We start from the raw sequence: 14,546 nt of genomic DNA on the forward strand, positions 1-14,546 counted from the left end.
CGGTGTCCATTCAATCAACTCGGGTCGCCCTTTACCATTTCTTGACAGGTTCCCATTCAATATTCAATAGGTAAAAATCATGGCAAAACTCGAACTCCAGAATCTACGCAAAGAATACAATCCCAAAACGGTACCGATTAAAGACATTAGCCTAGATGTCGAAGATGGTGAGTTCATGACCTTTATTGGACCCTCTGGCTGTGGTAAATCCACATTGCTGCGATTAATTGCCGGATTGGAGACGCCAACGAAAGGCAGAGTAGTGATTAGTGGACAAACAGTTAACGGTGTTCCCCCAGGCGATCGCAATATTGCCATGGTCTTCCAGAGTTACGCCCTCTATCCTCACATGACCGTGGAGGAAAATATCAGCGCTTCGCTGAGAATCCGTAACACTCCTAGCGATGAAATTCGCAAGCGCATTGATGATGTGATTATCAAGCTAGATTTAGACCGCGCCTTACTCGAACGCAAACCCGGTCAACTCTCCGGTGGACAACGGCAACGGGTGGCGGTTGCCCGCGCCTTAGTTCGGGAACCGGAAGTCTTTTTATTAGATGAACCCTTGAGTAACTTAGATGCCTTATTGCGAGAACAAGTGCGGGCGGAACTCAAGCAACTGTTTAAATCCCAAAACAAACCCGTCGTCTATGTTACTCACGACCAAACCGAGGCGATGACTCTCTCAACTCGGATTGCCTTGCTGTATGAGGGCGTCTTGCAACAGCTTGATACCCCCTATCAGATTTATACCTACCCAGCGAATAGTTTTGTTGCCAGTTTCATGGGCAGTCCGCAAATGAACCTGCTAACCCTTAGCTGTCAGGATAATTATGCTCTTCTGGGTAACTTTAAACTAAAACTGCCCGACCTGCGGCAAAAACCACGCCAAATTGTCATGGGTGTTCGTCCCGAAAATGTGCGGATTGCCAAGCAAGGAGACGAACAGACCATCAAGGGTAACGTGTTTTTGGTCGAAGATATGGGCAAAGAAAAACTGATTAGCGTGCGAGTGCAGGGTTCAGACGGGTCAGAAGGGAAGACGATTCGGGCATTGTTAGCTGCTGATAACTACTGGGATGGTGAAGAAGATACGGTGACTCTCACCCTACCGGAGAAAACGATGCACTGGTTTGATGTCGAATCAGGCGATCGCTTAACGCATCATTCCTAACCGACCCAATCTAGCAGATCCCCGACTTCTTCAAGAAGTCGGGGATCTATGCTTAATTACCTTTATGATCAGAAGTGGGCGTCTAGTGGAAAAATCATCAGATGGACTTTCTCGAACTTGATCCCGGTCACATCAACATCATTCTGCAATACAAAATTAAGTTAGAAAAGTTAGGTGTTAAACTCGATGATGAACATCTAAAAGAAGCGATCTACAACTATGCCCACAATTTAGAACCGTCGATTCAAGCCTTTATGGAATATTGCGCCAAGGGACAACTCGAACAACCGAATGAGTTTCTAATCAAAGCCCTACGCTACAATTGGAAACCGCGCAACATTTCCAATCCCCCCGACTTACCTGTATTTACGGCGGCTGATTTTGATACGGGACAGACTCCAGAACAACGACAAGAGAACTACCGCCGATTGTGTGACTTAGTGAAACGTTCTTGTCATCCCTCTAAACCATCACCCCGATTTAAATCCTTGCGCCGTCTGCGCCTCTATGGTCAACGACCTGATCCCACCACTATTGCCCAATTCATGGCAGATCCCATTCTTCGACCCGAAATAGAACGGGCAATTTCCCAGCATCCAGAATGGGGGTATGAAATTACACCCAATGGCGTTCAAGAACTAGAATTTTGAATTCCCTGTTCCCTATTCCCTGTTCCCTGTTCCCTGTTCCCTTTCCAATGAGTGAAACTTCTATCCGTCCAGCTTTAATTAATAAAGTAATCCCCAACTCCATCGCGGCTGAGGTGGGGTTTGAACCCGGTGACGCCATTGTCTCGATTAACGGTACACCTCCCCGTGACTTAATTGACTATCAATTTCTCTGTGCCGATGAACTCCTAAAATTCGAAGTCCGAGATGCGGCGGGAAAAACCCATTTTGTCGAAATTGAGAAAGACTACGACGAGGATTTAGGACTAGAATTTGAAACTGCCTTATTTGATGGCTTAATCCAGTGTAATAATCGCTGTCCCTTTTGCTTCATAGATCAACAACCTCCCGGAAAACGACAGAGTTTATATCTCAAAGATGACGACTATCGCCTCAGTTTCCTCTATGGTTCATACTTAACCCTAACCAACCTCACTCAAAGCGAATGGAATCGGATAGAACGCCTGCGTCTATCTCCGTTGTATGTTTCTATCCACGCCACGGAACCGGACGTTCGCAGCCGACTCCTCAAAAATCCTCGTGCTGGGCAGATTTTAGATCAGTTGCAATGGTTTCAGGAACGACGATTGCAAATTCATGCTCAAGTTGTGGTTTGTCCGGGTATTAATGATGGCATTCACTTAGAACGAACCCTCAACGATTTAGCCCAATTCCAACAGAATGAAGTCCCGGCTGTTGCTTCAGTCGCTGTTGTTCCGGTGGGATTAACTCGCTTTCGTCCCGCAGAAGATGAATTAATCCCGGTTAGTCGCCAGAAAGCAGCAGAAGTTATCCAGCAGGTTCAATCGCTACAAACAAAATTTCGCCAACAATTCGGGTCTACCTTTGCTTGGTTAGCGGATGAATGGTTTTTAATCGCCCAACAGGAATTACCGTCAGAATCTCATTACGAAGATTATCCCCAAATTGGGAATGGTGTGGGTTCAATTCGCCAGTTTATTAAACAATTTCAAGACGCGGCTATGCGGATTTTACCCACTCGTGTGGAACCTGCGCGAGAATTAACCTGGGTGGTCGGTAATGCAGTGGAAACAGCCTTTATGCCCCTAGTGCAGCAGTTGAATAAAGTTGAGGGATTAGAAGTCAAACTAGCAGCGCTACGGAGTGAGTATTGGGGACAAGAGATTACGGTTACGGGGTTATTAACTGGACAAGATTTGCTGGGGTCATTGTCAGGAAAAGACTTCGGTGACGGGATTTTACTGCCTTCAGTCATGCTTAAACATGATGATACGCGATTTTTAGATGATATGACGGTGGCAGAGATAAGTCGTCAGCTAGGAACTCAAATTTGGGTGGTTAATGGAATAGAGGAATTGATTGAACGTTGTGTAAGAAGGTTTATAAAATAGACAGGTTTTAAGAACTGTCGGGTAATTTAAGTTGTTATCTGAAACGTTCCCCCTCTCTACTGTTTTTTAATTTCCAGAGTGAGATCTCCCGATTTTTAAACGTGAGTTCCGCTTTGTAAATAAGCTCTAAATGGCCACCGTAAGAGTTTGTAATAGTCTCGCGAAATTGTTCAGAACGGCCTCTGTAGCTGTTATATATAAATATATCACTGAATCCTTCAGAAATTATCGGTACACTATCGGGAGTAGGAGTCACGTGAAGTCGCACGTTTGAGTCCAGTGAATAACTCAGTGGTAATACTCTCCAGGGATTATCTATAATTACCAGGGGACGTTCAGCTTCATTAACAATATGAGCTATTTGGGCATCATAATAGTCACTATACTTACTCCACCAAGTTTCTGCTTGGGAAATCAGTACACAAGACAAAACTGAACCTGAAATTAGTATCACCATAACAAGCTGCCAAAATTTCCGTTGCTGGATTTTCACGAAAGTGGCGAAAACTTTGTTGGTTAGAAGATCAGCAACTGCCAATTGAATTCCCAAATAACACGGAATCAGATATCGAGCATTGATTGAACGGGTTCCTCCAATGATAACATCTGGCAGCATTAGGGCTAGGGCTGTTACTCCGATTAAAGTTAAGATAAATAACCAAACTTCTTTGGGTGTGTGACGACAGAGAAAATAAATCGCATATCCCACCAAAATTACTGTAGCTAAAATTAAATAGCTCAAACTGTCATCATAGCCAAATTGCACGTTAAACGGATCATGATAACCAAATTGAATATCAAAGAAAATATGGGTCAAGTTTAATGCCCAGGTTTTCATCAAATAAGCGAATGGCACTCTTGACGTTTTGTCTGCGTTTGTTGTTTGAATTCGGGATAAGTTTTCAATCACAACAAATAGCCATGGACTAAACAGAATCAGTCCAGCAATAGAAGCAACACTATAAGCAAAAAATCTCTTGTTTAAGCGGAATTTTTCTATGGTAAAGACATAAATGCCATGACCAATTCCCACAAGTACGGAAAAGAGAAACGTGTAGAAACCCAGTGCTAAAGTTATCGAATAAATGCCCCAGCTCAGTTTTGTTTGTCGCCGCATGGCTCGCAAAAGTGCTGCACTCGATAGTAAAATTGTTACAGTCCACAAACTAAATTCTCGCACCTCTTGAGCATAAAGGAGATGAAAAGGTGAAACAGCCATGAGTACAGTAGCTATTCCTCCTGTCAGTGGAGACTGAAATAATTCTAGGCATAGCCAGTAAGTACAAGGAAACGCCAACAAGCTAATTAAGGCAGACAAACTTCGCCTCACGGCAACGGAATTACCAAACCACTGTACCCAAAATCGCCCTAGGATATAATAAAGGGGTGGATGATGGGGATCTTCTACGGCTAAGGACTCCAACGTATCAGTTAAATCGGTTTCTGGCTTGATTCGCTGATACTTTTGAATATCTTCGATGCCATATTCCTTACCATCGAATATTTGGGAATATTCCGCCCATTTGTAGCCAGAAATCCGTAATGATGTGTAGGTTTCATCACCCCAGTATACTTTTTTGTCGATGTTAACGAATCGAAAAAATATACCGATAGCTAACAATAAAACGAACAAAAAACATAAATTCTTTATGTTTTTTTGAAAAAAAATCATGATTTTTTCACCTTATCTTGAACCCTACGTTGCTGACTTTTAATTTCAATTAACAGTAATTCTTTATTACCACGAGGATTAACAAATAGCTATACCTAAAATAACTAAGTTTGATAATATTTTTTTAGGCAATAGCCGCATATCTCCTCTCTTGGCAAGACCGTAACCTGAAAAAATTGCGAACAAAGAACCCATTTGGGGAGATGCACGACTAGCATACTAATTTAAACTATTGGTAGATTAATTGACCTTATATTGGAACAAAGAATTACTAAATATACTATTTTTTAGAGATAGTCCCAATACATTCTGTATTCACGAGTACAAAATCATCGGTTTCAAGAACAGAACAACGGTGTCTGACCCTCGCCAAAGCAGGAACCTTACCTTTTTCCAGGCTTTCTAGCGCTTCCGTTGCTGCGGGTTGATACTGCCTGATCCAACGACTGGTCAAAGATCTAGGATTAGCGATATACTCCGGTGTAAAAGCGTTCCGCTCTAGCAGCCAGAAATCTACGCCATATTTTTCAATAAAGCGTTGTACTTCGTCTAAATTAGGACTATATTGAGCCTTGATCAGATCAATCGCTCGCTGACGGATTTGCTTATAGTACCCCACCTGGTAAGGTAGCGCATATTCCCGCGATACTAAAACTGAGCGTTTGGCAAAACTGGGCAGATTATCTGTCTCCCCTGCCAACGATGCAATCAGAATGTCTTTGGGCTGTTTAGCCAAAAACTCGTAGAGTTTGGGAACTTTACCAAAAGAGTAATCTGTTCCTGGAAAAGACCTTAGCATACTAGGATAGCCGATAAGTACTACGGCTAATACGACTGTTGCTGCTAATACTAAAACCTGGTGTCCTCGGTAAGATTGATTGTCTGGTGGTTGATTCTGCCCACCCCAATCTAGCCGCCATGCGATTAAGGCTATTCCTATTCCCAAAACGAGGCAAGCGACTAAAGCCTTTTTCCCGCCAGGAAAGTAGAACATGAACCAATAAAGCGTGATGAGTAGGGTATAGATTCCGCCAAATAAACTGATTGCTCTTAAGCTAACCTTTCTCGACGGATGCCAAGCGTTGAATAAGGTATCTAATAGTATAATTAAAGCGATTCCAGTTGCGAGATTGATGGCTAACCCTAGTCCCAACACGTATCGGCTGGGAAGGTAGAGCTTAAATAATAGGGCATGAGCCGTAAAAAATAAGCCCAGGGATACTAGCACCATTTGAATTAAAAGAGAGACGCCAGACGTGAGATGTCTAGCTCCAGAAAAGCGAGAAGGATAGCGCAACAAAATTGGTAAGCATAATGCCGCATAGCGAATTGGAGGTTTCCAGGGCCATGCCATGAGTCCACTGCGATGGGAATTGAACCAAAAATCCCGAAAGTTGTTCACAAAAAAATTGGTTCGTCCTTCAGGTTCAAACTCTGGTAATGCCTTGGCTTCATTGACTGTAATCGTTGGACCAAATTCTGAGGAACCGACGGCATGAGGTAACAGCACCAGAAATACGATCGCTAATCCAGTAACATACCAGAAAAAATTGTTTCGATCTATTGCCAAACGAGGCAATCCTTGATCCCATCGCCATATCCGCAAAACTAAGATTCCAGCCGTTACCAGTATAACGGGAGGATAAAACAATCCTTGTAAGGCGATCGCGATTAAACAGGGTAACCAGGAACGTCGTAGCAAATAGTATAAAAAAGCTAGAAAAAACAACCATTCAAAAGCCCTGGGTGTAGCCGTGATTAGCACAGCGCCACCCCAAAGGCTTTGGTTTAAAAGCAATGTACTAATAAATCCGGCTGCGGGTACGGGAAAAATCTGCATGCATAGACCAAAATTATAGCCAGTTGTCACAAGTCCCAGGACTATGGGGAAGATTTTACTCAGCCAAATTAGATCAATGTTGACTAGGGCAAATAGTCGATAGAATAGGGTGTAGCCCAAGGGAGCATTAGATTGATAATAATCAGCAATTAAATCATTAGGAAACAACTCAGGGTCTAAAAATCGCTGCATCCAAAATAGATGTTGCCGCGCATCATCTTGAATCACATATTCACTACTGAATGCCTCCTGTAATCCCTGAATTCCATAGATTCCCGCCAATGTTAGACTTAAAAAAAACCAGAATTTGAGCTGGGGACTGTAAGCTCTATCAATCGGAGTGGTTAACCATTGACGTAAATACTTGATTAGCATAGAAATCTCAAATTAATTAATCTTTGATTTTTGTTTGTAAATAAAAAAGGTTTGACAAAAACAGATAATTCAGTATTTTTTCAGGGAATTGAACACCATCAACTAGGTTCGTTTGTCAAGCATATCCGCTAAAAGTGCAAACATACCAATTTGGGTAGCAGCAATCAAAAGAATGAGTGTCCTTTCCGTAAGATTTTCGCGAACAATAATATCTTGGATAAATGTAAACAAGAACCCCAGCCAAAATAATCCTGATATAGGGATAAACACTCTTAAAGGCGCAAAGTAAACTCCCGTTCGTAAAATCAATTGAATGAAACGCAACGTATCGCGAATTGGCTTGATCTTGCTTTTACCCTGACGATGATGAAAGTTAATGGCTTCGTAATGTACGATATAATTATTGGTTAGCATGGCTACTGTAATGGTAGTCGTGAAGCTAAATGTGTCTGGCAGGATCTTCAGAAATCGTTTAACCACACTCTTGTGAAAAACTCGCAGTCCACTGTTGAGATCGGGAATTCGACTATTTGTGATCCATTCAGCAAAGCGAATCAAAAACCATTTCGGTATTTTCCGCAGATTTGAATAGTGAACCTGAGTACCAATCCTCGCCCCCACAACCATATCGGCATTTTGGGTCAAAGCAACCAGATGGGGAATCATTTCGTTGGGATAGGTGCCGTCAGCATCGGTAATCACAATTAAAGGATACTTAGCTTGTCGAATTCCTGTCTTCAGTGCAGCACCATATCCCCGATTCCGGCGATGTTCAATGACTCTAACATTCAAGCAGGAGCGCAACAGTTCACCTGTTTTGTCCGTCGAACCGTCATTAACAGCGATAATCTCATACTCACAGTTAGCCGATTTGAGAGTGTTCTGGAGATGATCGATAGTTAGGGTAATGCCTTTTTCTTCGTTGTAAACGGGAAGGATGATGGAAAATGGCGGACAGTTTGCCTCTAAACCATTATGGCTAGAGGATAATTCTTGGTTGACTTGGCTACTTTCCTGCATGCTCAATAAGCCTTTGAGTAAAAGCCCCGTTTAATGTTTCCCAAATTTATCATGACTTACTGTATTTCAGAAGACAGTTTAACTATTTTTTATCTATTGATGTATAAGGTATCACCAAATCCGTACAGCACACCGGTGATCCATCTAAAGCGGGACATTTAGGTTAGGGAACAGATCTTTCTTAGGCGCTGTCCCGGCTTAGGTTGGTAGCCGCACACCTAATCGGGTCTTCATCCGTTGATAAGAGCAGCCTATCACTCTTGTGAAGATTCGAGTTGATAATCCAGGATGACGATGAAATGGCTAAGGGCATCAATTACACAAAAAACCCTCTTCTTTGTTCAGATGGCGTCCAGTTTAGGGTTCGGCTACCTCTTTTAGACTTGATAATCTGGAAATCGACTTCATTTATTCTCATGAATATGAGTTAAGCTGAAGAGTGAAGTCTGGTATAAGTGTGAGCATCGGACGGTGATTTCTCAGGATTTTCTCAAAACCATTGCTACTGAACGCAATCTGTCCAAATCGGAATTAGAGGTGTTGTCCCTGGCGATGGAGGGTCATGGAACGGCTGCGATCGCGTCTCACCTTCAGATTAGTGGGGATGCTGTGCGTAAGCGACTTAGCGAAGTCTACCAAAAGTTTAAGATTCCGGGTAGAGGTCCGGTTAAGCTGACCAAATTGCAACAAATCTTGGTTAACCGCTATCAAGAGTATCTCCAGCAGCAAAAGGATACGCCAAACCGTTCCCCTGTTTCCCAGAGTCCCCCCCCTACCTCACCCCAGCCGCCAAATCGCCGGGATTGGGGTGAAGCACCCGATGTTTCCGTATTCTACGGGCGTGGTGATGAACTGAAAACCCTGGAACGGTGGATTATTCAGGAACACTGTCGCTTAGTGGCGCTGTTGGGGATGAGTGGTATTGGTAAAACGGCGTTATCGGTGAAGGTGGCGAAACAGTTACAGGATGAGTTTGAGGTTGTCCTGTGGCGATCGCTACGTCAAGCCCCTTCTGTGTCTGATCTTCTCGCCGCTTTAATTCCAGACTTATCCCAGCAACCGGAAACGGTAATACCCCAAACCCCTGATCAGCGCATTTCCTGGTTGATTGACTATTTTCGACAGCATCGTTGTTTGGTCATTTTGGATGGTGTGGAGTCGATTTTGCAGAGTGGGAAGCTAGCTGGGATTTACAGAGAAGGCTATGAAGGGTATGGTGATTTTTTCCGACGTTTAGGAGAAGAACCGCACCAAAGCTGTGTATTAATTACGTCTCAGGAAAAACTGAATGAAGTTTCCTTATTAGAAGGTGAGACATCACCCGTTCGTTCCTTTAAGTTAGAGGGGTTAGGAGACGCGGCTCAATTAATCTTAAAGGAAAAAGGATTATCGGGCGAGAAAAAATGGCAACCGTTAATTCAAGGGTATCGCGGTAATCCGTTTATGCTCAAGCTGGTGGCGACGACGATTAAGGAAGTTTTTGATGGTGACGTGACGGATTTTTTATCGACGACGTTGTTTACTCATGATATTAGTGATTTTATTGAGGAAGTTTTAGACCGCTTATCAGAATTAGAAGAAAGACTATTGGTTTATCTGGCTCACCAAAAAGAGGCGATTTCGTTTAAAGCATTGCAACAGCATTTTAGTGATACATCACCCCAGGAAGTGATTCGGGCGCTGGGTTCTCTGAGTCAGCGATCGCTGGTGGAGAAGTCGGAGGGTCGATTTATTTTACCACCAGCTGTTCGGGAAGTGACGCTGCAATTAATGACTCCGTTAGAAGATTGAAGCCACGGCGATTGAAATAACTGCTACACAAACAAAGTCCGCCTACGCGGACTGACTTATAGCTAGGGTGGGAAACCTGGATTTAGTATAATTGGCTTGAGGGAATAACATCTAAACCGATTCTTTAATCATGCGACTCCGAGTTTCTTTCCTGTCAAGATATACTCAATAAATTTGGTTATTCTGGATTCTAGATGAATAAATCCAGCTTATGTATACTTTTAGTGCATTAATACACTTCATCAGGGCTGCCAATATCTACAAAAACAGCCTTTCTATCTTCCGTAAAGTAGAACAATACCCTCTCATCGTAATCTACACTGAAACTCCATAAATCTTTAAGCTTGCCTGATAATTTGTGTGTTTTCAAACTTGGCTCGAATGGATCTACCGTAAACTGTTCTAATTTTTGCCAAAACCTTGTTTCTAAATCTGGATTACCCTTAATGCGTTTTTTGAATGCACGTTTAAACGAAGAGCTGAAACTGACTTCCACAATTATTCCTCTATCAGTTGTCTTAGTTCGTTAATATTGGCAGAAGACTTTAGTTCCCCTTTTTGCTGTTCAACCTGCGCTGACTTGAAGTTCCTATATATCTCGCCACGGCGTTCTTCACGGATGTATTGCTTCAACAACAGTTGAATTTCCAGCTTTTCATCTGTGGAAAGATTCTGGATCGCCTCAACGACATCATTAAAAGTCATAATTTATCATAGCCTCATCATACTGACCTATTCTTTACATTAACTATGGCATAGTCAAACTTCAATCCTCAACCTCACCCAACTCCTGCTTTCCTTAACTCAGCGAAACAAACCTTTCTCGATGCCATTACTTGCTTCGATCGTACAATCTACCTGATCACCGATGCATCTCTCGTCACCCTTCCTACCTTCTCCCCCTATGAACCCTCCCTTGTCAACAATAACGCTCATCTTGTTTGTCTTTGTTGCTTGTAATCATAATCTTCTTCATAGTCTATCGTTCCAAATAACTCCAAAACTTTCAGTTGTTTGCGACGTTGAATGTATTCTCGCAAAGCTGCTTCAATCAACCGATCTGCTGTTGAATGTTCGCACAATGAAAGTGCTTCTTCAAGAAGCTTTTCGTCAATTTCAATATTGGTTGCCATGGATTTATCTAGTACAATTAAGGTATGACAATATATTCAATTTTAAGGCAGAGAACAGCTTGAGAAAGTTTTCAACTCTGATCACCGATGTGCGGCTATTCATTGACAAACGCTTACTACTCTGGCAAATCGGGTTCAACGCCTAACGCTTTAAGTCTAGCTCGCAATTCTGTTACCTGCTGTTGTGCAAGTTCCCGCTGCTGTCGTTCTATCTCCGCTTGTTTCTGGGCAATTTCTGCCCTCTCTTCTGGTGTGGCGACAAGTTGACCCTCTGGGCTGAAAAAACGCAGCTTTGACTCATAAATTCCTAAAAATAGTTCCAACTGACGACTCCATAACCACCCTTGAGGAGTGAGTTCTATCGGTTGGTACTCACCCGCCATAAGTATAAACCCTTGGAACTCTAATGTATCTGGATGAAACCAAAAATATTCGGGGGTGCGGAAGGTGTCCTGGTAAAGTTTTTTCTTAAAGTCTTTATCAACTGTAGCGGTGCTGTCAGAAAGCAGTTCCACAATTACATTCGGGTATTTTCCCTGTTCTGCCCATAATATCCAGCTTTTGCGGGGTCGATTTTCTGTTCCTAACACGACAAAAAAATCGGGTCCTCTAAAGTCTCGTGTGGTGATGTGTTCTGGGCTAAAGTAGATGGTAAGATTACCAGTGGCATAGAAGTCAGTGCGTTCTCGCCACCACCACTTGAGGCAAGCCAGCAGGAGTTCTATTTGATCTCGATGTAGGTCACTTTCCAAGGGCGGTTCATCACTCAACAAATCAGATGGAGGAATAATAATATCCTCTGTGTCGTTAAGGGAAGTAATTTGATCTGTTGGTTGTGAATCCTTGGCAAGGGTCATCGGGAAGGATGGTATACTTCTATCTTTAGTTTAATGGTCAGATTCGCTGATTAGCGATCGCGCGTTGCTGCCAAATCCCTTTTTGTAACTTTATAACCTTTCTCTTTCCCTTCTGCCTTCTGCCCTAGAGGATGGTATTCCACTGGACATGATATCAGCGATTGGCTAGGGGAGGTCTCCCTCATCCCTTAAGATCAATTTTAGGATTAAAATAAACAGATTATGGCAAGTCTGAGGAAAGTTTCTCTATGCGTTTTGCCCCAAACTCTACGCCCTTGACTCGCCAGCGCTGGTGGCTTGTCATTATCTTATCTGGATTAGCCCTAATTTTAGCTCATGGGTTGGCACTTCTCTATCAGGTGCAATCGGGACTATCGCTGGGGTTTTTCCCTTCCGGAGTCGCGATCGCACTGACGCTCTGGTTTGAATGGGTAGGAATTATTCTAACCGGAATCACTTCACTCGTCATCGCCCCGTTGTGGGGACATGGTGATTGGACGGGTTGGCTCAGATGCACTGATATAATAGTTCCCCTGATAACTTGGCTTCTCTACCGCAAACTCTGGCACGGTTCGCTGTCACTTAAACGCCGATCTGATGCGGTTGTCTTTATTGCCAGTGCTATCATCGCCGCCTCTTGCACTTGCGCCACGGTTCACAGTCTCGGTTTGCTGGCTTGGGGTAAAATAACGCCATCTACTCTACTCCAACACTTATCATATAACTGGTTAGGACAAGCAATTGGTATCCTCGCCGTAGCGCCAACGGCTCTTTTATTTCTCACCCGATTCTGGCAAAATCAAGGTTGGCTTGCCATTTCAGACCAAGAAAATTCCTCGGTTTGGAATCTCTCGCTACATCAATGGCTGGAACTCCTAGCATTGGCGTTCTTGAGTATCTGTATCGCTACCCTCACTGTTTGGGCAACTCTTGATTTAGGCTTGACGTTTGAGCGATTATTGTTTATTGGTTTTCTGCCGATTCTCTGGGCAGCTATCCGTTTTGGTGCGATGGGTGGGATGCTTTTAGTCAGCTTTTCTATCGGGGTGACGCTGTTAGATTACCTCATCTTTTATCCGAACGCCTTCTCCCTATCCCCATTGCCCATTTCCGCCGATATTTTATCGCTGCACCAACTCAGCCTGCTGATGCGAGGTATTGTCAGTTTACTCCTGGGAGCGGCGATCGCACAACCGGAAACCGTTACCACCAAACCTGCGGCAGATAGTGACTATCCCACTCGCGCTCAACTCAATAACGTACTCGCGGAAGTCCTCACCCTCAACTCTCGTAGGGTGAGGATGGACAGCGGAAAATTGAGGAACGAAATTTTCAAACTATCCTGACCTAATTACTGGAAATAGCATATAATAGTAAGAAAAGGTAAAAACAATGCGACATCAAGCCGTCAAGGTAAGGCTGTATCCCACAACTGAACAACAGGAAATATTAGCTCAACACTTTGGCTGTAGTCGTTGGTGGTGGAATCATGCACTCAATCTGTGTATTGAAACCTACCAGTTAACAGGTAAGGGCTTGAGTCAATCAGCATTGAATGCATTTTTACCTAAGCTCAAGAAACAGGAAGAGACTGAATGGTTGTCTGAATGCTATTCTCAGGTCTTACAAGCTACTACGCTTAACCTGGTAACTGCATATCGAAACTTTTTTGAGGGTAGAGCCAGATACCCCAGGTTCAAGGCTAAAAGGAATAGGCAATCTATTCAGTATCCCCAATCGGTTAAGGTCGTTGATGATTGCCTCAAGTTTCCCGGTCGCGTTGGTACACTCAAAGCTAAAATACACCGACCAATTGAAGGAACTATCAAAACAGTAACTGTCAGTATGACCCCATCGGGTAAGTATTTTGCTTCTGTATTAATGGAGTTAGAAGGGAATAACCCACCGACTAACACCGATGGTAAAGTCGCTGGAATTGATTTAGGGTTAAAGGATTTTGCCATTGTCAATGATGGGTGCAAAACCTCTAAATACGCTAATCCCAAACATTTAGCCAAACATGAGCGTAACCTCAAGCGGAAGCAACGGAAATTAGACAGAAAGGAGAAAGGAAGCAAGTCACGAGATAAAGCCAGGAAACTGGTGGCTAGGGTTCACGAGAGAGTATCAAATGTCCGCCAAGACTACTTACATAAGCTATCCAGAAAGCTTGTTGACGAAAACCAAGTCATCGTAGTCGAAAGCTTGAATACTAAGGGCATGGTTCGGAACCACAAACTAGCTAAAGCAATTTCTGATGTGGGTTGGGGAATGTTTGTCAATTTTTTATCGTACAAGCTTGAATTTGAGGGCAAGGTATTGGTAGAAATTGACCGATGGTTCCCTAGCTCAAAACTCTGCTCAAGCTGCCATTATCAGGTAAACGAGATGCCCTTAGAGGTCAGGACTTGGACTTGTCCTAACTGCGGCACTCATCATGATAGAGACGGTAATGCTTCAGCAAATATCAGAGCGGAAGGCATCAGAATCTTATCGGTCTTAGGGACTAGGACTGCTGCTGATGGAGGGGATGTGAGACCGAAACTTGGACGTAAGTCTAAGTTGACGCAATCCCCTATGAAATCAGAAGCTCAGGCTTCTACGAAGTAAGCCTGAGTAGTTCACCCAAAGCTTATACTCGCT

The 14,546-nt window shown here is 43.3% G+C and carries 13 protein-coding genes; 6 read left to right on the plus strand and 7 right to left on the minus strand.

Annotated features, from left to right (window positions below; genetic code table 11):
• The first annotated feature begins 79 nt into the window (after window positions 1-79).
• The 3 genes from RID53_RS00980 to RID53_RS00990 all read left to right on the plus strand — a co-directional run bounded on the left by RID53_RS00980 (window position 80) and on the right by RID53_RS00990 (window position 3,215).
• The gene (locus RID53_RS00980) at window positions 80-1,174 is read left to right on the plus strand and encodes an ABC transporter ATP-binding protein (RefSeq protein ID WP_446386344.1); all 1,095 of its coding nucleotides are present in this window, start codon (window positions 80-82) and stop codon (window positions 1,172-1,174) included.
• A 101-nt stretch (window positions 1,175-1,275) separates the two neighbouring features.
• A complete protein-coding gene (locus RID53_RS00985) occupies window positions 1,276-1,824 on the plus strand; it encodes a hypothetical protein (protein WP_446386345.1) in 549 nt (182 codons plus the stop codon).
• 47 nt (window positions 1,825-1,871) lie between these two features.
• Window positions 1,872-3,215: a TIGR03279 family radical SAM protein gene (locus RID53_RS00990; protein ID WP_446386346.1), complete on the plus strand. Its 1,344-nt coding sequence runs from the start codon at window positions 1,872-1,874 to the stop codon at window positions 3,213-3,215.
• A 34-nt stretch (window positions 3,216-3,249) separates the two neighbouring features.
• Here the strand turns inward: RID53_RS00990 and RID53_RS00995 are convergent, their stop codons facing one another.
• From RID53_RS00995 to RID53_RS01005, 3 genes are all read right to left on the minus strand, one after another.
• The gene (locus tag RID53_RS00995) at window positions 3,250-4,887 is read right to left on the minus strand and encodes a glycosyltransferase family 39 protein (protein WP_446386347.1); all 1,638 of its coding nucleotides are present in this window, start codon (window positions 4,885-4,887) and stop codon (window positions 3,250-3,252) included.
• 280 nt (window positions 4,888-5,167) lie between these two features.
• Complete coding sequence (locus tag RID53_RS01000) at window positions 5,168-7,102, minus strand: hypothetical protein (RefSeq protein ID WP_446386348.1); 1,935 nt, start codon at window positions 7,100-7,102, stop codon at window positions 5,168-5,170.
• Window positions 7,103-7,204: 102 nt separating this feature from the next.
• A complete protein-coding gene (locus tag RID53_RS01005; protein WP_446386349.1) occupies window positions 7,205-8,122 on the minus strand; it encodes a glycosyltransferase family 2 protein in 918 nt (305 codons plus the stop codon).
• Between the two features lie 471 nt (window positions 8,123-8,593).
• On the opposite strand from RID53_RS01005, the gene RID53_RS01010 reads away from it, so the two are divergent.
• Window positions 8,594-9,913, plus strand: coding sequence for an NB-ARC domain-containing protein (locus RID53_RS01010; RefSeq protein WP_446386350.1), 1,320 nt, complete (start codon window positions 8,594-8,596; stop codon window positions 9,911-9,913).
• A 229-nt stretch (window positions 9,914-10,142) separates the two neighbouring features.
• Here RID53_RS01010 and RID53_RS01015 read toward each other — a convergent pair whose 3' ends face one another.
• The 4 genes from RID53_RS01015 to RID53_RS01030 form a co-directional block, all read right to left on the minus strand.
• Window positions 10,143-10,409, minus strand: a complete 267-nt coding sequence (locus RID53_RS01015) for a type II toxin-antitoxin system RelE/ParE family toxin (RefSeq protein ID WP_446386351.1) — start codon at window positions 10,407-10,409, stop codon at window positions 10,143-10,145.
• Window positions 10,410-10,411: 2 nt separating this feature from the next.
• Window positions 10,412-10,618: a hypothetical protein gene (locus RID53_RS01020; protein WP_446386352.1), complete on the minus strand. Its 207-nt coding sequence runs from the start codon at window positions 10,616-10,618 to the stop codon at window positions 10,412-10,414.
• 227 nt (window positions 10,619-10,845) lie between these two features.
• Window positions 10,846-11,046: a type II toxin-antitoxin system VapB family antitoxin gene (locus RID53_RS01025; RefSeq protein ID WP_446386353.1), complete on the minus strand. Its 201-nt coding sequence runs from the start codon at window positions 11,044-11,046 to the stop codon at window positions 10,846-10,848.
• Window positions 11,047-11,162: 116 nt separating this feature from the next.
• Complete coding sequence (locus RID53_RS01030) at window positions 11,163-11,903, minus strand: Uma2 family endonuclease (protein WP_446386354.1); 741 nt, start codon at window positions 11,901-11,903, stop codon at window positions 11,163-11,165.
• Between the two features lie 248 nt (window positions 11,904-12,151).
• On the opposite strand from RID53_RS01030, the gene RID53_RS01035 reads away from it, so the two are divergent.
• Together RID53_RS01035 and RID53_RS01040 are read left to right on the plus strand one after the other, a co-directional pair.
• The gene (locus RID53_RS01035) at window positions 12,152-13,249 is read left to right on the plus strand and encodes an MASE1 domain-containing protein (RefSeq protein ID WP_446386355.1); all 1,098 of its coding nucleotides are present in this window, start codon (window positions 12,152-12,154) and stop codon (window positions 13,247-13,249) included.
• 46 nt (window positions 13,250-13,295) lie between these two features.
• On the plus strand, window positions 13,296-14,513 hold the full coding sequence (locus RID53_RS01040) for an RNA-guided endonuclease InsQ/TnpB family protein (protein ID WP_446386356.1): 1,218 nt from the start codon (window positions 13,296-13,298) through the stop codon (window positions 14,511-14,513).
• Window positions 14,514-14,546: the final 33 nt, after the last annotated feature.

It is taken from the genome of Coleofasciculus sp. B1-GNL1-01, assembly GCF_040220235.1.
GTDB lineage: Bacteria > Cyanobacteriota > Cyanobacteriia > Cyanobacteriales > Coleofasciculaceae > Coleofasciculus.

Bases quoted from the DNA above. Each gene is read 5' to 3' on its own strand.
- RID53_RS00980 (WP_446386344.1), top strand. From the start codon at position 80: ATGGCAAAACTCGAACTCCAGAATCTACGCAAAGAATACAATCCCAAA.
- RID53_RS00985 (WP_446386345.1), top strand. From the start codon at position 1,276: ATGGACTTTCTCGAACTTGATCCCGGTCACATCAACATCATTCTGCAA.
- RID53_RS00990 (WP_446386346.1), top strand. From the start codon at position 1,872: ATGAGTGAAACTTCTATCCGTCCAGCTTTAATTAATAAAGTAATCCCC.
- RID53_RS00995 (WP_446386347.1), bottom strand. From the start codon at position 4,887: ATGATTTTTTTTCAAAAAAACATAAAGAATTTATGTTTTTTGTTCGTT.
- RID53_RS01000 (WP_446386348.1), bottom strand. From the start codon at position 7,102: ATGCTAATCAAGTATTTACGTCAATGGTTAACCACTCCGATTGATAGA.
- RID53_RS01005 (WP_446386349.1), bottom strand. From the start codon at position 8,122: ATGCAGGAAAGTAGCCAAGTCAACCAAGAATTATCCTCTAGCCATAAT.
- RID53_RS01020 (WP_446386352.1), bottom strand. From the start codon at position 10,618: ATGACTTTTAATGATGTCGTTGAGGCGATCCAGAATCTTTCCACAGAT.
- RID53_RS01025 (WP_446386353.1), bottom strand. From the start codon at position 11,046: ATGGCAACCAATATTGAAATTGACGAAAAGCTTCTTGAAGAAGCACTT.
- RID53_RS01030 (WP_446386354.1), bottom strand. From the start codon at position 11,903: ATGACCCTTGCCAAGGATTCACAACCAACAGATCAAATTACTTCCCTT.
- RID53_RS01035 (WP_446386355.1), top strand. From the start codon at position 12,152: ATGCGTTTTGCCCCAAACTCTACGCCCTTGACTCGCCAGCGCTGGTGG.
- RID53_RS01040 (WP_446386356.1), top strand. From the start codon at position 13,296: ATGCGACATCAAGCCGTCAAGGTAAGGCTGTATCCCACAACTGAACAA.